Here is a 19028-nt window from a genome sequence, read left to right as displayed (position 1 = left end):
GTACGATGTACTGCAACTACCCGTCCTGGGAGGCGTGCAAGGCGGCTGCAGCGGGGTTGTCGGCCATGTGCATGGACAACCCATACTGGTCGCAGTCGGCGACAACTGGCGTTGCCCGCCCGTACGCACCCGCGGGCAGGCCCATTCCGGTCAGGTGACGATGGAATTCGTGGCGCTTGGATTGCCGGCGCGGCTCGCTAGTCTCGCGGAGCTAGTTCGCGCGCGTCGAGCTACCGGTCGCGATACCTGACAGCATCAAAGCCATCGATATCGATGCGCAGATCACGCGAAACATGACATGCCTCTGGGGGCATGGCGTCGACGAATTGATGCGCGGCGTTGCCAGCTATGACGCCGCGCCGATGGCTTGGCAGCTCTTCTTGGACCGCGCCTCGATCGCGGAGGGGCGGTAAGCCACGAGTCCTCGGCTCATGCCGTTCCCGATTTCGGAAGGCTATCTGGGGTGCGAGTACCTGTCCCGCCTCGGACCCGGGTGTTGAGATCCGCCTGCGGAGTTGGATGTTCCGGCTCCAGCTCCGGCGCCCGCCGAGCTGCCGGTGGTCCCGCTCGTACCCATACCGCCAGCTCCGGCACCAGCTCCAGCGCTGCTGGCTCCGCCACTGCCCGAGCCTGTTCCACCAGCACCTGCGGACCCACCACTTCCGCCGGCTCCTTGCGCGAACGCCGGAGCAATCGACGTACTGGCGAGCAGTGCCGCAACCATTGCCATGAAGACCTTATTCCGCATGCCGTACTCCCGTTGATTTGGCGGCAGGCTAATGACTCGCAGGCGGACACGTTCCTAAACGGAAATGCGGCTGCGATCCGCTTGATTGCAGCGGACGAGATGACGGGAACACGTTCAACGCGGAGCCGCGCAGTTACTCGACGCTGCCGGTCGTGCCTCTGTGCAGGTCGGCGTCAATTTGCAGCCGAGAGCCGCCACCGAAGCGCGCGCGATAAACTTGAAGGTTCTCCATGATGCGCTGCACGTAGTTGCGCGTTTCGGAGAACGGAATCAGCTCGACCCAGTCGACCGCGTCGATCCTGGATTCGCGCGGATCGCCGTAGCGCTCGACCCACTTCTTCACGCTGCCGCGGCCGGCATTATAGGCGGCGAAGGTCATGATGTAGGAGCCGCGGTAGTCCTCGAGCAGACCGCCGAGTTCGGCCGCGCCAAGCGTGGCGTTGTAGACCGAATCGTTCTTCAGTCGCGACAGGTCGTAGGTCGCCCCGTGCCGCTTGCAGACGTAGCGCGCAGCGTCCGGCGTCACCTGCATCAGCCCGTAGGCCTGCGCCGGCGATACCACCGCCGGATTAAACGCGCTTTCCTGCCGCGCGATCGCGTAGACGATGCTGCGCTCGACCTCGGGCCCGATCTGGCTGAACTGCGGGATGCCGTTGACCGGATAGGCGTAGAAGTCGAAGGGCAGCCCGCGGTTGAGCGCGGCCTTGCCGACCAGCAGCATGCCGCGGGCGTCGCTGTAGCGCTGGGTCAGCTCGCCGAGGCCGGCAAGTGCTTCGGGGTCGCCGTTCTCGCCCATGTCGGCGAGCATGGGGATCGCGATCTCGCGCTCGTCGAGTTCGTAGAGCAGTTGCGCCGCGCGCACGATCTCGAGCCGCTCGGCGCCGCGTCCGCGCGGCGCGCTGTTGAGCTCGATCTGCGGCAGGCCGAGTTTTGCCCGCGCAAGCTGGCCATAGTAGCTCGTCGACTGCTCGGCCGCGCGTGCATAGGCGTTGCGTGCTTCCTGCTGGCGGCCCGTCGCTTCCGCCGCGCGGCCCTGCCAATAGCCGGCGCGCGCCAGCGTGGTCGGGTTGACGCTGCCGACGCCAATGCGGGCAAAGTGCTGGGCGGCGGCCGCTGGATCATTGAGAAAGCGCAGTGCGATCCAGCCCGCGGTGAACTCCTGCTCGGTCTTGTAGATGTCGCGCGAGGGCAGGGCCGCGTCGCGCGCGATCAGATAGGCGCTGCGGAATTCCTCGGTGTCGATCATCTTGCGCGCGATCAGGCGCCGCTCGATCCACCATTCGTCGAGATTGTAGAGCCGGTTCGGGTCCTTCGGCGCCGACAGCATCAGTTGCGCAGCTTCCGCGAACTTCTCTTCGCGGCGCAAAAGCTGGATCTTGCTGAAGATGAAGCCGGGATCGCCGTGCAGCTCGTGCGGTACGGCTTCGAGCAAGGCGCGCGTGTTCGGCGCCTTCTTGTAGGAGGCGATGCGTGCCTTGGCGAGCGCCACATAGCCCGCACCGAGCCGCTTGGCTGCGCGCAGCGCGGCCTCGTGCTCGCTGCCATAGAGCAGCGTGTCCATCCGCGCCTTCTGGTCGCCCGGCGTGAGCAGCGCGCCGAACTGGTCGAGCGCGTTGTTCTCCGTCTCTTCCGACATCGGATCGGAGCGCCAGGCCTCGCGCACGAGGCGTTCGGCGTTGGCGCGGTCGCCGCGCGCCAGCATCGCCTTGGCGAGCGAGAAACGGCCCTTGGCGGAGACCGGGGATTCGTTCTCGAACCACGACCAGGCGGCCTGATCCTCGCGCCGGTCGTCCCAGAGCGCGGCTTCGAGGCGGCGGCGCAGGAAGGTCTGCGACGGCCAGCTCGGATTGGCGCTGATGAAAGCGCGGTAGCGCTCGACGCTGGCACCATTGTCGTCGCTGCGCAGGATGATCCATTCGGCGAGTTTTCGCGCGACCGGATCCGAGATCGCAGCCGCGTTGTCGGTGGCATCGCCCGGCCTGTGCTTGCGCACGAGCTCGATGACGTTCTCCAGCGTGTCCTTGTCGGCCTGCGAGGTCGACGAGGTCGCAGCGACCGCAGCCGGCGTGACAGGCTTGCGTGGTGCGGCATGCTGGCGCGTTGCCGGCGCCAGCACGGGGGCGGCGGTTGGTCTGACGGCAGCCGTCGCCGCCGGGGCGGGTGCGGTTTTGGGGGACGAGCTGTTGGCGGTCGGCTGGGATTTTGGCGCAGGTGCCGCGGCCGCAGGCTTGGGCTTGTCCTTTGCGGGTTCCTTGCCGGCATCCTTGACAGGTTTCTTCGCAGCATCCTTGGCCGGTGCGCCAGCCGTTCCCTTGCTAGCGCCGCCCTTGGCCGTGTCCCTGCCAGTTCCCTTGTCCGTTCCCTTGTCGGTTCCCTTGGCTGATTCTTTGGCAGATCCTTTGACGGGGCCCTTCGCGGTATCCTTGGCGGCTGGTTTCGCTGTGTCCTTGGTCCCGTCCGCGGTGGTCTCATTGGACTTGGCCAAGGCCGCGCAACCGACCGAGAGCCCCGCCATCAGGCACACAACCAGGCCGGCGGATCGCCATGTGGCATGGGAAAAGAAGGTCACGGCGTTTCGTCGCCCCGAATCGTTCAAGTGGCTCAAGACCTAGCTGTATTTGATTGAATATGCGGAAAAAATACCAACAGCCGCTTACCGCGGCCGTGTTTGGACCATCACCGCGGCAAAATCGCGGCCTAAACGGTGCGTCACCTCTGACCGGGTCTTTTACCGGCCCATTAGACCCGATATGAAAGAGGCCTCTTTTCAGGCCAGCACGCGTACGGAGGAAGCCCATGGCAGCCAAGACGAAGTTCCGGGGGTCGTTTACCGCCTTGGTCACGCCGTTCAAGAACGGCTCGCTCGACGAGGCTGCGTTCCGCTCGCTGGTCAACTGGCAGATCGCCGAGGGTACCCACGGCCTGGTTCCGGTCGGCACCACCGGCGAGAGCCCGACGCTCAGCCATGACGAGCACAAGAAGGTCGTGGAATGGTGCATCCAGGAGGCCAAGGGGCGCGTGCCCGTGATCGCCGGCGCCGGCTCCAACTCCACCAAGGAAGCCGTCGAGCTCGCCCAGCACGCCGAGAAGGCGGGCGCCAATGCCGTGCTGGTGGTGACGCCTTACTACAACAAGCCGACCCAGGAAGGGCTCTACCAGCACTTCAAGGCGATCAACGATGCGATTGGAATTCCGATCATCATCTACAACATCCCGCCGCGCTCGGTGATCGACATGTCGGTCGACACCATGAAGCGGCTGTGGGATCTGAAGAACATCGCCGGCGTCAAGGATGCCACCGCCAGCATGGTGCGGGTGTCGCAGCAGCGCGCCGCGATGGGCGAGGATTTCAACCAGCTCTCGGGCGAGGACGCGACCGTGCTCGGTTACATGGCGCATGGCGGCCACGGCTGCATCTCGGTGACCTCAAACGTCGCGCCGCGGCTGTGCTCGGAATTCCACATCGCCTGGCAGAAGGGCGACCATGCAACCGCCTTAAAGTTGCACGACAAGTTGATGCCACTGCACAACAACCTCTTCATCGAGAGCAATCCGGCGCCGATCAAATATGCACTTTCGCTGCTCGGCAAGATGGACGAGACGCTCCGGCTGCCGATGGTGCCGGTGTCAGAGCCGACCCGCGTCGCGGTGCGCAGCGCCATGGTCCATGCCGGCCTGATCAACTGACGCCTTAGCCAATCGGGGAGCTTTTCATGAGCGTCGAGGAAAAGGGCATGCAGATGCTCAAGGAGTTCCGCGAGTTTGCGATGAAGGGCAACGTCGTCGACCTCGCGGTCGGCGTCATCATCGGCGCAGCGTTCGGTGCCATCGTGAACTCGCTGGTCGGCGACGTGATCATGCCGATCATCGGCGCGGCCACCGGAGGACTCGACTTCTCCAACTACTTTACGCCGCTGTCGAAGGCGGTCAGCGCCGGCAATCTTGCAGACGCGAAAAAGCAGGGCGCCGTCTTGGCTTGGGGCAGCTTCCTCACGCTGACGATCAACTTCATCATCGTTGCCTTCGTGCTGTTTCTGGTGATCCGCGCCATGAACAAGTTGAAGCGCAAGGAGGAGGCTGCGCCTGCCGCTCCCGCGAAGCCGTCGGCCGAAGTCGAACTGCTGACCGAGATCCGCGATCTCCTCAAGAAGTCTTGACGCGCGCCCTTCATCCAAACTGTTAGCGTGCGCGCGCATACTGCTCAGTTTTTTCTGCCAGGTTTTTGACTACAATGGCCGACAAGAACGAACGCCCCATCAAGGTCATGGCGGAAAATCGCAAGGCCCGGTTCAATTATGCGATCGAGGATACGGTCGAGGCGGGCATTGCGCTGACCGGCACCGAGGTCAAATCGATCCGCAACGGAAAGAGCACGATCGCGGAATCCTACGCCGATTCGAAAAACGGCGAGATCTGGCTGATCAACGCCACCATTCCCGAATATCTCCAGGGCAACCGCTTCAACCACGAGCCCAAGCGGCCGCGAAAACTGCTGCTCCATCGCCGACAGATCAACAAGCTGATCGGCGCGGTCGACCGCGAAGGCATGACGCTGATCCCGCTCAAGCTTTACTTCAACGAGCGCGGGCGGGCGAAGCTTCAGCTTGCGGTCGCAAAGGGCAAGAAGCTGCACGACAAGCGCGAGAGCGAGAAGAAGCGCGACTGGGGCCGGGAGAAGGGCCGGCTGATGCGGGCGAGGGGATGAGGTGATGAACCAGAGAAACCTGCTCGAGGTCGACTGGAGCAAGATTCCCGCGCCGGCGGATGATGGCGGCGCGGCGCATCTGACGGGCATGATGTTCCCGCCGATCAGTTTGCGCGCGACCGACGATACGTCAGTGACGCTGTCGGCGCTGCGCGGCCGCACCGTGGTGTTCGGCTATCCGCGCACCGGCGAGCCGGGCAAGATCGCGCTGGTCGACGATTGGGACATGATCCCCGGCGCGCGCGGCTGCACGCCGCAGACCTGCGCGTTCCGCGATCTCTTCGCCGAGTTGAAGGCAGCCGGCGCGTCCCATGTGTTCGGACTCTCGACCCAGAGCAATGACTACCAGGCCGAGATGGCCTCGCGCTTGCACTTGCCGTTTCCGGTGCTGTCAGACGAGAAGCTCGAACTGACCCGTGCGCTCAAGCTGCCGACGATGGAGGTTGCCGGGTTGACGCTGATCAAGCGCCTTGCGCTGATCATCGACGACGCGAAGATTACGCACGTATTCTACCCGGTCTTTCCGCCGGATCGGAACGCCGGCGACGTGCTGGGCTGGCTGAAGGCCAATCCAGTGAAGGCCTAAGAGCATGATCCGCAAAAGTGTGAAGCGGTTTTCCCTCGCGACAACCGCGGAGCGTTTGCGCGAAAGATCCTGCTCAAACAACAACCTGAACCGCAATGACGATGCGTCCTAGTCTCATCGCGCTTTAGTCGAGATCGGCCTTCACCTTCGAAAACACCTTGCGGAACATGTCCGGCGTGAGCACGCCGGTGTTCGTGTTGTAGCGGGAGCAGTGATAGCTGTCGTACAGCCGGAGTGCGCCCGCCTGGTGCACAGCGCCGTGACCGAACGGCGCCTGCGCGCCTTTCAGGCCCAGCGGCTTCAGCACGGTATCGTGCGCAATTCGTCCCAGCGCGACGATGGCACGCAGGTTCGGCATCGTCTCGAGATTCGCGGCGAGGAAGCGGCGGCAGGTGTTGATCTCTGCCGGCAGCGGCTTGTTCTGCGGCGGCACGCAGTGCACCGCATTGGCGATCCGGCAGTCAACCAGCTTCAGGCCGTCGTCGGGCCGTGCCCGATAGGTCCCCTTGGCAAATCCGTATTCGATCAGCGTTGCGTAGAGCAGGTCACCGGCATAGTCGCCCGTGAATGGGCGCCCCGTGCGGTTGGCGCCCTGCATCCCGGGTGCGAGACCGACGATCAAGAGGCGTGCCTTGACGTCGCCGAACGGCGCAACCGGCGCGTTGTGCCAGGACGGCTCGCGTGTCCGGTTCGCCTCGCGAAAGGCCACCAGACGCGGACAGAGCGGGCAGTCACGGTCGGGTACGACGGTGGGGGCCTGGCGGCTTAACCGGGGCGCTTCACTCGTCGAAGTCGTCATCGCCCCTCGGCGCCATCGTGGTCGCGCGCTGGAGGAATTGCGGGGCGTGATGACGTGCTTCGCGGTCGCCACGCTCGCGCGGAGCAGGGCGTTCGGACGGGTCGCGACCAAGCTTGGACTGGAGCTCGACGAGATCGGTGAAGACGTCGGCCTGGCGGCGCAGCTCGTCGGCGATCATCGGCGGCTGGCTGGCAATGGTGGAGATGACGGTGACGCGCACGCCGCGGCGCTGTACGGCCTCGACCAGCGAGCGGAAATCGCCGTCACCGGAGAACAGCACCATCTGGTCAATGTGCTCGGCGAGTTCCATGGCGTCTACCGCGAGCTCGATATCCATGTTGCCCTTGACCTTGCGGCGGCCGCTGGCGTCGATGAATTCCTTCGTGGCCTTGGTGACGACGGTGTAGCCGTTGTAGTCGAGCCAGTCGATGAGGGGACGTATCGAAGAGTATTCCTGATCCTCGATGATGGCGGTGTAGTAGAAAGCGCGCAGAAGCGTCCCCCGGCTCTGGAATTCCTTCAGCAGGCGCTTGTAGTCGATATCGAAGCCCAGCGTTTTTGCCGTCGCGTACAGATTGGCTCCATCGATGAAGAGCGCGATCTTGTTGGTTGGAGAAGGTGACATTCAGTTGCTCGCGTAGTGTTCGTGTTCAATCGTTTTATTGTTGGCGCGACGGCAGCAATCCGCGCAGGTCAAGAAGCTGCCAAAACCCGTCGAAACCGTAAATCCGGAGAATTCAGGGCAAACCAAGGTATAGTTGTGGCGGTCGGCCCGTCCGGCGCCGCCCTCCTTGGCGACCCGGGAAACGCCGATTCTAGCCCCAATGTGGGGTTATCAAAGGCGTTTGGCGAGGCCAAATCACAAAATGATCTTGCGAAACCGCCCCGGCCTCTATAACTAGCCCGCATCATCCACATGTTTTGACCCACCCTAGAGCGGAGCGACAGTCTAATGGCTCGCGTCACCGTAGAAGATTGTATCGACAAGGTCGACAACCGGTTTGACCTCGTCCTGCTGGCCGCCCACCGCGCCCGCATGATTTCATCCGGTTCACAACTAACGGTTGACCGGGATAACGACAAGAACCCTGTTGTCTCTTTGCGCGAAATTGCCGACCAGACCATTTCGCCGGAGGATCTGCGCGAGGAGCTGGTCCACTCCTTGCAGAAATTCGTCGAGGTGGACGAGCCTGAGCCCGATACCGTGCCTTTGATCGGTTCCGCTGGCGCCAGCGTCGATGCCGACGATACCGAGGTTGCTGTCGAGCGCATGACGGAAGAGGAGCTCCTGAAGGGCCTCGAGGGCCTCGCACCGCCGGAGGAGCAGCCCGAGGAGGACGAGTAATCGTCCTCGCGCCGCACCGACGAAATTTTGATTTCATCAAAGGCCCGAACCCGCGTTCGGGCCTTTGCTTTTGTTGACCTTTTCGTGGTTACCATAGCGCCGGCACAGCGCGCATGCGAGTGCCGTTTCCGATTGTGTCGGACACGCGCACGATTGGCGTTAGGATGTATACAACGGGCCATTTTCTGGTTCGTTTGAAGGCAGGAAGACGCGGGCAGAGATGGTGTATCGGCGTCGCAAATTTACGCAGATGGAGGCCGCGACCGAATCGGTCGCCGTGGCCCCGACTGCGCCGACGACGCGGCCTCCAAAGCCGCGGGCGCGCATGATGCGGCAATATGACCTCGTCGAGCGCGTCAGGTCCTATAACCCCCACACCAACGAAGACTTGCTGAACCGCGCCTATGTCTACGCGATGAAGGCGCACGGTTCGCAGACCCGCGCCTCGGGCGACCCGTACTTCTCCCATCCGCTCGAAGTGGCGGCGATCCTCACCGACCTGAAGCTCGACGACGCCACCATCGTCGCGGCGCTATTGCACGACACGATCGAGGACACCGAGGCGACCCGTGCCGAGATCGATCAGATCTTCGGCCCCGAGATCGGTGCGCTGGTCGAGGGCCTGACCAAGCTGAAGCGGCTGGAGCTGGTATCGCGCGAGGCCAAGCAGGCCGAGAACCTGCGCAAGCTCCTGCTGGCGATCGCCGACGACGTCCGCGTTCTCCTGGTCAAGCTCGCCGACCGCCTGCACAACATGCGCACGCTGGAATTCGTGCGGCCGGAATCTCGGCGCCGGATCGCCGAGGAGACGCTCGACATCTACGCGCCTCTCGCGGGCCGCATGGGCATGCAGGAGATGCGTGAGGAGCTGGAGGACCTGTCCTTCCGCACCCTCGATCCCGAAGCCTACAACGTGGTGATGCAGCGGCTCGATGGGCTGGCAGAGCGCAACCGCAATTTGATCGGCGAGATCGAGGCTCAGCTCTCCAACAATCTGCGCCACAGGGGCCTTGGTGCGCGCGTCTACGGTCGCCGCAAGAAGCCGTTCTCGATCTGGACCAAGATGGAGCGCAAGTCGGTCGGCTTCGAGCAATTGTCCGACATCTTCGGCTTCCGTGTCGTGGTCAACGACGTCGAGGCCTGCTACCGCGCGCTCGGCATCGTCCATACCACCTGGCCGGTCGTGCCGGGTCGCTTCAAGGACTACATCTCGACCCCCAAGCAGAACGACTATCGGTCGATCCACACCACGGTGATCGGCCCGGGCAACCAGCGTGTCGAGCTCCAGATCCGCACCGAGGAGATGGACCAGATCGCCGAGCGCGGCATCGCCGCGCATGTCTTCTACAAGGAGGGTGTCGGATCGCCGACGGAATTCCTGAAGCGCGAGTCCAATGCGTTTGCCTGGCTGCGCCACACCGTCGGAATTCTCTCTGAGAGCACCAATCCCGAGGAATTCCTCGAGCACACCAAGCTCGAATTATTCCACGATCAGGTGTTCTGCTTCACCCCGAAGGGCAAACTGATCGCGCTACCGCGCCATGCCAATGTGATCGACTTCGCCTATGCGGTGCACACCGATGTCGGTAACAGCGCCGTGGGCTGCAAGATCAACGGCAAGTTCGCGCCACTGTCCTCGGAGCTGCAGAATGGCGACGAGGTTGAGGTTCTGACCTCAGAGGCTCAATCGGCGCCGCCGTCGGCCTGGGAATCGCTTGCCGTCACCGGCAAGGCGCGCGCGGCGATCCGGCGCGCCACACGCACCGCAGTCCGCGACCAATATGCTGGCCTTGGCCGGCGTATCGTCGAGCGCCTGTTCGAGCGGGCCAAGATCGACTACGCCGACGACAAGCTGAAGGGGGCGCTGCCGCGCCTTGCCCGCTCCTCGATCGAGGACGTGATGGCGGCGGTCGGCCGGGGCGAGATCAAGGCCTCCGACGTCGCGCGGGCCATGTATCCCGACTACAAGGAAGAGCGGGTCGGGCGCTACGCCAAGAAGGGGCTGGCCGCCAAGCTCAAGGAGACCGTGGTGCCGGGGACGCCACGCCCTCCGGCTGCGATCCCGATCCGCGGCATCAACTCCGACCTGCCGGTGAAGTTCGCGCCGAACGGCGGCGCCGTGCCGGGCGATCGCATCGTCGGTATCGTCACCCCGGGCGAGGGCATCACCATCTATCCGATCCAGGCGCCGGCCTTGAAGGATTTCGAGGAGGAACCGGAGCGCTGGCTCGACGTACGCTGGGACATCGAAGACACCACTCCGCAGCGTTTCCCGGCCCGCATCAAGGTCGAGAACGTCAACGAGCCAGGCGCGCTTGCGCAGATTGCGACCGTGATCGCTGAGCATGACGGCAATATCGACAATATCAGCATGCAGCGCCGCTCGCCGGACTTCACCGAGACGACCATCGATCTCGAGGTATACGACCTGAAGCACCTGAGCGCGATCATAGCCCAATTGCGCGCGAAGGCGGTCGTCGCCCGCGTTGAACGTGTTAATGGATAGCCGAGTTTGCCTGTCCTTCCGATTACGTGAGCCTCGCTATGTCCGTTCCTCCGCTTCGCCTTGGCGTCAATGTCGACCATGTCGCGACCCTGCGCAACGCGCGGGGCGGCTGCAATCCCGATCCGGTGCGCGCTGCTTTGCTGGCGATCGAGGCCGGTGCCGATGGCATCACCGCCCACTTGCGCGAAGACCGCCGGCATATTCGCGACGAGGACATGGCGCGACTGAAGGCGGAAATCTCAAAACCTCTGAATTTCGAGATGGCGGCGACCGACGACATGCTGCGCATCTCGCTCGCCACCAAGCCGCATGCGGTGTGCCTGGTGCCGGAGCGCCGCCAGGAGGTGACGACCGAAGGCGGGCTCGATGTGGTCGGACAGCACAATGCACTCGCGCCCTTCATCGCGCGGCTGAACGACGCCGGCATCCGCGTATCGCTGTTCATCGCCGCCGATCCCCAGCAGATCGAGATGGCGGCGCGACTGCGCGCGCCCGTGATCGAGATCCATACCGGTGCGTGGTGCGACGCCGTGGTCGACGGACACGCTGACAAGGCCGAGGCCGAATGGCAGCGCATCGTGGCCGGCGCGAGGCTGGCGCGCGCCGCGAGCCTCGAGGTCCATGCCGGCCACGGGCTCGATTATGCGACGGCGGAGAAGATCGCAGGCCTGCCCGAAATCGTCGAGCTGAACATCGGCTACTACATGATCGGCGAGGCACTCTTCGTTGGCCTTGCCGAGACGGTGCGCAGCATGCGCGCCGCGATGGACCGCGGCCGGAGCAAGGCATGATCATCGGCATCGGCTCCGACCTGATCGACATTACCCGCGTCGCCAAGGTGATCGAACGCCATGGCGAGCGTTTCCTCGACCGCATTTTCACCGAGGCCGAACGTGCCAAGGCGGAGCGCCGCGCCAAGAGCGAGAAGATGGTCGTGGCGACCTATGCCAAGCGGTTCGCCGCCAAGGAGGCCTGCTCCAAGGCGCTGGGGACCGGCATCCGGCGTGGCGTCTGGTGGCGCGACATGGGAGTGGTCAACCTGCCCGGAGGGCGGCCGACCATGCAACTGACCGGTGGGGCGCTGGCCCGGCTGAAGGTGCTGACGCCGGAGGGCTTCGAGGCGCGGATCGACCTGTCGATCACCGACGACTGGCCGCTCGCCCAGGCCTTCGTGATCATTTCAGCCGTGCCGGAGGCAAAACCTTGATTTGTGGGCCGAAAAATTAAAATAATTCAATTAGATCAGTGTCTTGCATATTGTTGATGCGGCCCTTCATTGCGCGGCTGCCGACAACCGTCTAAAAGTTCGCCGGCGCAAAATCGGCCGGAGTGAATTCGGCTTTACGCCGGAATTGGTCCTCATTATCAGAATCAGGACAATCTCCTTACGCCGCAAAGCGGCGGGGCTATGCGCGGGAATGGGCGTTTCGTGACCGCGGGACCGGAATTGGGAAAGCAATGAGCGTGACTTCAGGAACCAAATCTGAGAGCGGCCTCGGCGAAACCGTCCGGGTCGTCATCAACGCTCTCCTGATCGCGCTGGTGATCCGCACCTTCCTGTTCCAGCCGTTCAACATCCCCTCCGGCTCGATGAAGGCGACGCTGCTCGTCGGCGATTACCTGTTCGTGTCGAAATATTCCTATGGCTATAGCCATTACTCCATCCCGTTCTCGCCGCCACTGTTCTCGGGACGCGTTTTCGGCTCGGACCCGAACCGCGGCGACATCGTCGTGTTCCGGCTGCCGAAGGACGACACCACCGACTACATCAAGCGCGTGATCGGGCTGCCCGGCGACCGTGTCCAGATGAAGGAAGGGCTGCTCTACATCAATGACGTGCCCGTGCAGCGCGAACGCTTGAGCGACTTCGTCGGCGAAGACCCCTGCGGCTCGTCGGATGCCACTGCGCGGGTGAAGCGCTGGAAGGAGACGCTACCGAACGGCGTCACCTATGAGACGCTCGACTGCGTCGACAACGGCTTCTACGACAACACCAACGTCTACACGGTGCCGGCCGGCCACTTCTTCATGATGGGCGACAACCGTGACAACTCGACCGACAGCCGCGTGCAGTCGGCGGTGGGCTACGTGCCGCAGGAGAACCTGATCGGCCGTGCCCAGATGATCTTCTTCTCCATCGCCGAAGGCGAGCACGCCTGGATGTTCTGGCGCTGGCCCTGGGCGGTGCGCTGGAACCGAATGTTCAAAATCGTCCGATGAAAGACGAAGCCAAGGACATCGCAATCCAACCGATCGAGGCCGCTGCGAGCCCTGACGCCGAAGCTGCTCCCAAAGCTCCCGCGAAGAAGAAGCGGGCGCGGAGCGGCAAGGCCAAGGGCGCGAACGCGGCGCTCGAGGCGCGCATCGGTCACAATTTTGCCGATCCGAACCTGCTGATCCAGGCGATCACGCACGTGTCCGCGCTAAAGTCCGGGCGCAAGCGCGGCGACAGCTACCAGCGGCTGGAATTCCTGGGCGACCACGTGCTCGGGCTCGTCGTCTCCGACATGCTCTATCACGCCTTCCCAAGTGCGGATGAAGGCGAGCTGTCGAAGCGGCTCGCCGAGCTCGTGCGCAAGGAGAGCTGTGCTGATGTTGCGAAGTTGCTGGGCCTCGTCGAGGACATCAAGCTCGGCAGCGTCGGCCCTGCCGCCGACGCCCGCTTGCGCAAGTCCGTGCTCGGCGACATCTGTGAAGCCGTGATCGGCGCCATCTATCTCGATGGCGGGCATGCGGCCGCGGCTGAGTTCGTCAAGCGCAACTGGACCGAGCGCATGCACAAGCCGCGGCGGCCGCTACGCGACCCCAAGACCGTGCTCCAGGAATGGGCGCAGGGGAAGGGCTTGCCGACGCCGGTTTATCGCGAGGTCGAGCGCACCGGGCCGCATCACGATCCGCAGTTCCGCGTCGCCGTGGATCTGCCGGGGCTGGCATCGGCGGAAGGCATCGGGGGCAGCAAGCGCGCGGCGGAGAAGGTTGCGGCCTCCGTCATGATCGAACGCGAAGGTGTTGGCGGCGGCAATGACGGCTGAGACGAGCGAAGCGGCGACGCCGCCCGCCACACGCTGCGGCTTCGTGGCGCTGATCGGCGCCCCCAATGTCGGCAAGTCGACCCTGGTGAATGCGCTGGTCGGCGCCAAGGTCACGATCGTCTCGCGCAAGGTGCAGACGACGCGGGCGCTGATCCGCGGCATCGTCATCGAGGACAATGCGCAAGTGATTCTGGTCGATACGCCCGGCATCTTCTCGCCGAAGCGGCGGCTCGATCGGGCCATGGTGTCGACCGCCTGGAGCGGCGCGCATGACGCCGATCTCGTCTGCGTGCTGCTCGACGCCAAGGCTGGCCTCGACGAGGAGGCAGAAGCGATCCTCGCCAAGGTCGCGAGCGTCGCGCACGAGAAGATCCTGGTGCTCAACAAGGTCGACCTGGTCCAGCGCGAGAAGCTCCTCGCGCTGGCGCAGGCCGCAAACGAGCGCATTCGCTTTGCAAAGACCTTCATGATCTCGGCGCTGTCGGGCGATGGCGTCGACGACATCCGGCACGCGCTTGCCGAGATGGTGCCGGCAGGTCCCTTCCTCTACCCTGAGGACCAGATGTCGGATGCGCCGATGCGGCAGCTCGCTGCCGAGATCACGCGGGAAAAGATCTATCAGAAGCTGCACCAGGAATTGCCCTACCAGTCCACGGTCGAGACCGACAAATGGGAGGAGCGCAAGGACAACTCGGTGCGCATCGAGCAGACGATCTTCGTCGAGCGCGAGAGCCAGCGCAAGATCGTGCTCGGCAAGGGCGGCGCCACCATCAAGTCGATCGGCGCGGAAGCGCGAAGAGAGCTCATCGACATTCTCGGCGTGCCCGTGCATCTCTTCCTGTTCGTCAAGGTGCGCGAGAACTGGGGCGACGATCCCGATCGCTATCGGGAAATGGGCCTGGAATTCCCCAAAGAATGAACAAGAAGAAACAAGAAGAAGATGGGTTGGTGATGAGCGTGCCCCGCAACGTCCTGCGCTTCGAAGTGCTGCTCTACGCATCGCTGATGCTGGATGCGCTGTCGGTTGCGTTCCAGGACCGCACGCCGAACCCCGACATGACGGACCAGATGATCACGACCGCGACGCTGATCGCCGGCGGGATGATCCTTCTGCTGGTCTATTTCGTCTGGCTGGCGGCGCAAAAGCGCAAGAACTGGCCGCGCTGGGTGCTGGCGGCGGCCCTCGTGCTCTCGGTGATCTCGCTCGCGCAGATCATCGGCGAGAAGGGAGTCGAGCTCGACAGCGGCATCGAGATCGTGTCCTGCGTGCTGACGGCGATCGGCTTGTATTTCTCCTTCACCGGCGACGCGCAGGGCTGGTTCAACGCCTAGAGATGCGTAGGGTGGATTAGCGGAGCGTAATCCACCGGCGCCATCGGTGGATTACGTCTTCGGCTAATCCACCCTACGATCGAAGCTCGAAATCCGCTAAACTTCATCCCATGGAATGGACCGACGACGGCATCGTGCTGGGTGTGCGGCGGCATGGCGAGACCAGCGCCATCGTCGAGCTCCTGACGCGCGCGCGCGGGCGGCATCTCGGGCTCGTGCGCGGCGGCGCCAGTTCGCGGATGCGGCCGCTGCTCCAGCCCGGCAACAGCGTGCGCGCGGTGTGGCGGGCGCGGCTCGACGAGCATCTCGGCACCTATGCGATCGAAGGCCTGCGGTTGCGGGCTGCGGGGCTGCTCGCGTCCTCGCACGGCGTCTATGGCGTCACGCATCTGGCCTCGCTCGCGCGGCTGTTGCCCGAGCGCGATCCGCATGAGGAGATTTTTGCACAGCTCGAGCACGCGCTCGATGACTTCGACGATATCGGCGGAGCCGCCGTGCACATCATCCATTTCGAGCTCGCGATGCTCGCCGAACTCGGCTTCGGCCTCGCGCTGGAGAATTGCGCGGTAACCGGCGAGACCACGGACCTGATCTACGTCTCGCCGAAATCCGGCGGTGCGGTGTCGCGCTCCGCCGGCGAGCCATGGCGGGACCGGCTGTTGCGCCTGCCGCCCTTCCTGCGGCAGGGCGAGGCGGCGAGCGAGCTCACGGACCAGGACCTCCAGGATGGCTTTCGGCTCACCGGCCGGTTCCTGCTCCGCCACGTGCTGGAGCCGCGCGGGCAGGGCCATTCAGACGCCAGAAGCGGTTTTCTCAATGCGCTGACCCGGCAGCAGGCGAGGGCGATCGCCTCGCCATGAGCGAAGCGCGCCTCTGCCCTGCCTGATCGGCCGGTGAAAAAAGGAACCAAATCGCGCACAGTGGGTTTGCCGCATTGTTTCCACTGGGGAATTCCGCATGATCAAAGGATTGGTGGTCTCCGCCGCGCTGCTCGCGCTGGCGCCGGACGCAATGGCTGGTGAGCAGCCGGGCCTGTTTCGCCGCGCCTCCTGCACCGTCGTGCGGTATTATGTTGCGAAATATTCGGCGGCCGCCGCAGAGACATGGGCGCGATCCCACGGCGCAACGGACGCGGAAATCGAGACCGCGCGGCGCTGTCTGGCCAATGCGCCGACCCCTGCACAGGCCAAGAGCCAGACCGTGACCGCAGGCTGGGCCGGGCAGTAATAGCTACGGGGAATCAACTGATCCTCGCCGGTTTCGCTTCCGCGACTTGCGATCCGAAGCGGCGGAGGCGGCGCGAGCCTGATCTCAATCGGCCAGCAAATCCTTTTTCTGTGAGGAGGTTAGCCTGTCAAATCGCGCGCTTTGATTCGCAGCTTGCCCGATTCAGCGTCTCGGTTTAACGCCTCCCCATGGGAAAACGACAGGTACCGCCGGAAAAGCCGGCCGAAATTCACGAGGTGCCGCTGCGCGATGCGCTCGAAGAGCGCTATCTCGCCTATGCACTGTCCACCATCATGCACCGCGCGCTGCCGGATGCGCGCGATGGGCTGAAGCCGGTGCACCGGCGCATCCTCTATGGCATGCGCCTGCTCCGGCTGGACCCGGGCGCCGGCTTCAAGAAATCGGCCAAGATCGTCGGCGACGTGATGGGCTCCTTCCATCCGCACGGCGACCAGGCGATCTACGACGCCATGGTGCGCCTCGCGCAGGATTTCTCCTCGCGCTATCCGCTGGTCGACGGCCAGGGCAATTTCGGCAATATCGACGGCGATAACCCCGCCGCTTACCGTTACACCGAAGCCCGCATGACCGACGTCGCGCGGCTTCTGCTCGATGGCATCGACGAGGACGGTGTCGAATTCCGTGCCAATTACGACGGCCAGTCCAAGGAGCCGGTGGTCCTGCCCGGCGGCTTCCCGAACCTGCTCGCCAACGGCGCGCAGGGCATCGCGGTCGGCATGGCGACCTCGATCCCGCCGCACAATGCGGCCGAGCTCTGCGACGCGGCCCTGCATCTGATCGAGAAGCCCGACGCGAAGTCCAAGTCGCTTCTCAAGTGGGTGAAGGGCCCGGACTTCCCGACCGGCGGCATCATTGTCGATTCCAAGCAGGCGATCGCGGAAGCCTACACCACCGGCCGCGGCTCCTTCCGTGTCCGCTCCAAATGGGAGCAGGAGGAGGGCGCCCGCGGCACCTGGGTGGTCGTGGTCACCGAGATCCCGTGGCTGGTGCAGAAATCGCGGCTGGTCGAGAAGATTTCCGAGCTTCTGGACCAGAAGAAGCTGCCGCTCGTCGGCGAGGTCCGCGACGAATCCGCTGAAGACGTCCGTCTCGTCATCGAACCGAAGTCGAAGAACGTCGATCCCGCCTTGATGATGGAATCGCTATTCCGGCTGACCGAGCTCGAAAGCAAGATTCCGCTGAACCTCAACGTGCTGATCAAGGGCCGCATCCCCAAGGTCGTCGGCCTTGCCGAAGCCCTGCGTGAATGGCTCGACCATCTGCGCGACGTGCTGATCCGCCGCAGCAATTATCGCAAGGTGCAGATCGAGCACCGCCTCGAAGTTCTCGGCGGCTTCCTGATCGCCTATCTGAACATCGACAAGGTGATCAAGATCATCCGCACCGAGGATGAGCCGAAGCCCGAGCTGATGAAGGCGTTCAAGCTCACCGAGGTGCAGGCCGAGGCCATCCTCAACATGCGGCTGCGCTCTCTGCGCAAGCTCGAAGAGATGGAGATCCGCACCGAGGACAAGAATCTCCGCGGCGAACTCAAGGGCATCAATGCGCTGCTCGCCTCCGAAGCCGAGCAGTGGAAGAAGGTCGGCGAGCAGGTCGGCAAGGTCCGCGACATGTTCGGGCCCAAGACGCCGCTCGGCAAGCGCCGCACCACCTTTGCGGATGCGCCCGAGCATGACCTTGCCGCGATCGAGGAAGCCTTCGTCGAGCGCGAGCCGGTCACCGTCGTCGTCTCCGACAAGGGCTGGATCCGGACGATGAAAGGCCATGTCGAGGATTTGTCGGGGCTTGCCTTCAAGCAGGACGACAAGCTCGGCTTTGCGTTCTTCGCCGAGACGACCTCGAAGCTCCTGCTGTTCGCGACCAACGGCAAGTTCTTCTCGATCGACGTAGCGAAGCTTCCGGGCGGCCGCGGCCACGGCGAGCCGATCCGCCAGTTCATCGATCTCGAGCCGGAAGCCGCGCCGGTGACGCTGTTCGTCAACAAGGGCGGTCGCAAATTCCTGGTCGCGAGCCACGAGGGCCAGGGCTTCGTCGTCAACGAGGACGACTGCGTCGGCACCACGAAGAAGGGCAAGCAGGTTCTCAACGTCGACATGCCGAACGAGGCGCGCGCGATCACGGAGGTGCTCGGCGACACCATCGCGGTCATCGGCGAGAACCGGAAGATGCTGATCTTCCCGCTTGACCAGGTGCCGGAAATGGCCCGCGGTCGCGGCGTACGGTTGCAGAAGTACAAGGACGGCGGCCTATCCGACATCGCCGTGTTCGACGCCAAGGCAGGACTGACCTGGAAGGACTCCGCCGGCCGCGAGTTCTCGGCGACCATGAAGGAACTCGCCGAGTGGCAGGGCACCCGCGCCGACGCCGGCCGCCTGCCGCCGAAGGGCTTCCCGAAGTCGAACAAGTTCGGGCACGTGATCGGGTAGGGGCACACAGCAGAGCTATTGCCTCGCATCCCGCTATGATCGCCCGCGAATGCGAATGCGGGCGATCTGGTCTTGCAGAGGCGGTGGCGGGGTACGGCCGCGGCGCGCCCAACCAAAAATCTCGAAAACAACCCCATGCAAAGTAGCGCGGCGGTCGGCAGGTCGCTTCGGGTGCCGGACGGATTTGGTACGTCGGGCAAGTCAGCGGGGCAGGCCGTGAGGCGCTAATCTTACTGTGTCATAAAATCATCCGCACGGTACGTCTTTGGATGAGAGCAGTACAGCACGGACATCGTCGCAG

General features: G+C 64.0%; 19 protein-coding genes. 16 read left to right on the top strand and 3 right to left on the bottom strand.

All coding sequences use genetic code 11. The features are described from left to right. Positions 1-250: hypothetical protein (locus tag SO139_RS40960; protein WP_498541815.1), on the top strand; the 250-nt coding region annotated here is incomplete at its 5' end. Between the two features lie 631 nt (positions 251-881). Here the strand turns inward: SO139_RS40960 and SO139_RS40955 are convergent. Continuing rightward, a complete protein-coding gene (locus SO139_RS40955; RefSeq protein ID WP_449380916.1) occupies positions 882-3263 on the bottom strand; it encodes a lytic transglycosylase domain-containing protein in 2382 nt (793 codons plus the stop codon). 281 nt (positions 3264-3544) lie between these two features. Between SO139_RS40955 and dapA the strand changes: the two genes are divergently transcribed. The 4 genes from dapA (at position 3545) to SO139_RS40935 (ending at position 6039) form a co-directional block, all read left to right on the top strand. Next, entirely contained in the window at positions 3545-4435 is an 891-nt protein-coding gene (gene dapA / locus SO139_RS40950; RefSeq protein WP_449380857.1) for a 4-hydroxy-tetrahydrodipicolinate synthase, read from the top strand. A 53-nt stretch (positions 4436-4488) separates the two neighbouring features. Then, on the top strand, positions 4489-4905 hold the full coding sequence (gene mscL, locus SO139_RS40945) for a large conductance mechanosensitive channel protein MscL (RefSeq protein WP_498541816.1): 417 nt from the start codon (positions 4489-4491) through the stop codon (positions 4903-4905). Between the two features lie 74 nt (positions 4906-4979). Further along, the gene (gene smpB / locus SO139_RS40940) at positions 4980-5453 is read left to right on the top strand and encodes an SsrA-binding protein SmpB (protein ID WP_449380856.1); all 474 of its coding nucleotides are present in this window, start codon (positions 4980-4982) and stop codon (positions 5451-5453) included. Positions 5454-5457: 4 nt separating this feature from the next. Beyond that, on the top strand, positions 5458-6039 hold the full coding sequence (locus tag SO139_RS40935; RefSeq protein ID WP_449380855.1) for a peroxiredoxin: 582 nt from the start codon (positions 5458-5460) through the stop codon (positions 6037-6039). Positions 6040-6163: 124 nt separating this feature from the next. Here the strand turns inward: SO139_RS40935 and SO139_RS40930 are convergent, their stop codons facing one another. Both SO139_RS40930 and SO139_RS40925 read right to left on the bottom strand, forming a co-directional pair. Further along, entirely contained in the window at positions 6164-6838 is a 675-nt protein-coding gene (locus tag SO139_RS40930) for a uracil-DNA glycosylase (protein ID WP_449380854.1), read from the bottom strand. Next, a complete protein-coding gene (locus SO139_RS40925) occupies positions 6819-7463 on the bottom strand; it encodes a LabA-like NYN domain-containing protein (RefSeq protein WP_254095709.1) in 645 nt (214 codons plus the stop codon). Before SO139_RS40925 ends, SO139_RS40930 begins: the two co-directional genes overlap by 20 nt. Positions 7464-7790: 327 nt before the next feature. Here SO139_RS40925 and rpoZ point away from each other — a divergent pair, with 327 nt between their 5' ends. From rpoZ to parC, 11 genes are all read left to right on the top strand, one after another. After that, on the top strand, positions 7791-8183 hold the full coding sequence (rpoZ, locus tag SO139_RS40920) for a DNA-directed RNA polymerase subunit omega (protein ID WP_027522935.1): 393 nt from the start codon (positions 7791-7793) through the stop codon (positions 8181-8183). 220 nt (positions 8184-8403) lie between these two features. Next, positions 8404-10689 carry a RelA/SpoT family protein gene (locus tag SO139_RS40915; protein ID WP_449380853.1) on the top strand — a complete coding sequence of 762 codons (2286 nt, stop codon included), beginning with the start codon at positions 8404-8406 and terminating at the stop codon, positions 10687-10689. A gap of 38 nt (positions 10690-10727) precedes the next feature. Next, the gene (locus SO139_RS40910; protein ID WP_449380852.1) at positions 10728-11480 is read left to right on the top strand and encodes a pyridoxine 5'-phosphate synthase; all 753 of its coding nucleotides are present in this window, start codon (positions 10728-10730) and stop codon (positions 11478-11480) included. Continuing rightward, positions 11477-11896 (top strand): holo-ACP synthase, encoded by a 420-nt coding sequence (acpS, locus tag SO139_RS40905; RefSeq protein WP_449380851.1) that lies wholly within the window; start codon positions 11477-11479, stop codon positions 11894-11896. The genes SO139_RS40910 and acpS overlap by 4 nt, the downstream gene beginning before the upstream one ends. Positions 11897-12147: 251 nt before the next feature. Beyond that, complete coding sequence (lepB, locus tag SO139_RS40900; protein WP_498541814.1) at positions 12148-12909, top strand: signal peptidase I; 762 nt, start codon at positions 12148-12150, stop codon at positions 12907-12909. Continuing rightward, positions 12906-13721 (top strand): ribonuclease III, encoded by an 816-nt coding sequence (gene rnc, locus SO139_RS40895; RefSeq protein WP_284263024.1) that lies wholly within the window; start codon positions 12906-12908, stop codon positions 13719-13721. Before lepB ends, rnc begins: the two co-directional genes overlap by 4 nt. Next, positions 13711-14640 (top strand): GTPase Era, encoded by a 930-nt coding sequence (era, locus tag SO139_RS40890; RefSeq protein WP_449380850.1) that lies wholly within the window; start codon positions 13711-13713, stop codon positions 14638-14640. The genes rnc and era overlap by 11 nt, the downstream gene beginning before the upstream one ends. 32 nt (positions 14641-14672) lie before the next feature. After that, positions 14673-15053 (top strand): hypothetical protein, encoded by a 381-nt coding sequence (locus SO139_RS40885; RefSeq protein WP_449380849.1) that lies wholly within the window; start codon positions 14673-14675, stop codon positions 15051-15053. Positions 15054-15163: 110 nt separating this feature from the next. Continuing rightward, entirely contained in the window at positions 15164-15913 is a 750-nt protein-coding gene (recO, locus tag SO139_RS40880) for a DNA repair protein RecO (RefSeq protein WP_449380848.1), read from the top strand. Between the two features lie 97 nt (positions 15914-16010). After that, complete coding sequence (locus tag SO139_RS40875; RefSeq protein WP_449380847.1) at positions 16011-16280, top strand: hypothetical protein; 270 nt, start codon at positions 16011-16013, stop codon at positions 16278-16280. A 188-nt stretch (positions 16281-16468) separates the two neighbouring features. After that, entirely contained in the window at positions 16469-18727 is a 2259-nt protein-coding gene (parC, locus tag SO139_RS40870) for a DNA topoisomerase IV subunit A (protein ID WP_449380846.1), read from the top strand. Positions 18728-19028 lie beyond the last annotated feature (301 nt).

The organism is Bradyrhizobium sp. UFLA05-89 (assembly GCF_059803475.1).
This window is presented reverse-complemented; position numbering and strand designations above follow the sequence as displayed.

Coding starts and splice junctions, on each gene's coding strand:
- SO139_RS40930 (WP_449380854.1), bottom strand. CDS start 6,838: ATGACGACTTCGACGAGTGAAGCGCCCCGGTTAAGCCGCCAGGCCCCC.
- recO (WP_449380848.1), top strand. CDS start 15,164: ATGGAATGGACCGACGACGGCATCGTGCTGGGTGTGCGGCGGCATGGC.
- smpB (WP_449380856.1), top strand. CDS start 4,980: ATGGCCGACAAGAACGAACGCCCCATCAAGGTCATGGCGGAAAATCGC.
- SO139_RS40935 (WP_449380855.1), top strand. CDS start 5,458: ATGAACCAGAGAAACCTGCTCGAGGTCGACTGGAGCAAGATTCCCGCG.
- SO139_RS40875 (WP_449380847.1), top strand. CDS start 16,011: ATGATCAAAGGATTGGTGGTCTCCGCCGCGCTGCTCGCGCTGGCGCCG.
- acpS (WP_449380851.1), top strand. CDS start 11,477: ATGATCATCGGCATCGGCTCCGACCTGATCGACATTACCCGCGTCGCC.
- SO139_RS40925 (WP_254095709.1), bottom strand. CDS start 7,463: ATGTCACCTTCTCCAACCAACAAGATCGCGCTCTTCATCGATGGAGCC.
- SO139_RS40955 (WP_449380916.1), bottom strand. CDS start 3,263: ATGGCGGGGCTCTCGGTCGGTTGCGCGGCCTTGGCCAAGTCCAATGAG.
- SO139_RS40885 (WP_449380849.1), top strand. CDS start 14,673: ATGAGCGTGCCCCGCAACGTCCTGCGCTTCGAAGTGCTGCTCTACGCA.
- rnc (WP_284263024.1), top strand. CDS start 12,906: ATGAAAGACGAAGCCAAGGACATCGCAATCCAACCGATCGAGGCCGCT.
- lepB (WP_498541814.1), top strand. CDS start 12,148: ATGAGCGTGACTTCAGGAACCAAATCTGAGAGCGGCCTCGGCGAAACC.
- era (WP_449380850.1), top strand. CDS start 13,711: ATGACGGCTGAGACGAGCGAAGCGGCGACGCCGCCCGCCACACGCTGC.
- SO139_RS40910 (WP_449380852.1), top strand. CDS start 10,728: ATGTCCGTTCCTCCGCTTCGCCTTGGCGTCAATGTCGACCATGTCGCG.
- rpoZ (WP_027522935.1), top strand. CDS start 7,791: ATGGCTCGCGTCACCGTAGAAGATTGTATCGACAAGGTCGACAACCGG.
- SO139_RS40915 (WP_449380853.1), top strand. CDS start 8,404: ATGGTGTATCGGCGTCGCAAATTTACGCAGATGGAGGCCGCGACCGAA.
- dapA (WP_449380857.1), top strand. CDS start 3,545: ATGGCAGCCAAGACGAAGTTCCGGGGGTCGTTTACCGCCTTGGTCACG.
- mscL (WP_498541816.1), top strand. CDS start 4,489: ATGCTCAAGGAGTTCCGCGAGTTTGCGATGAAGGGCAACGTCGTCGAC.
- parC (WP_449380846.1), top strand. CDS start 16,469: ATGGGAAAACGACAGGTACCGCCGGAAAAGCCGGCCGAAATTCACGAG.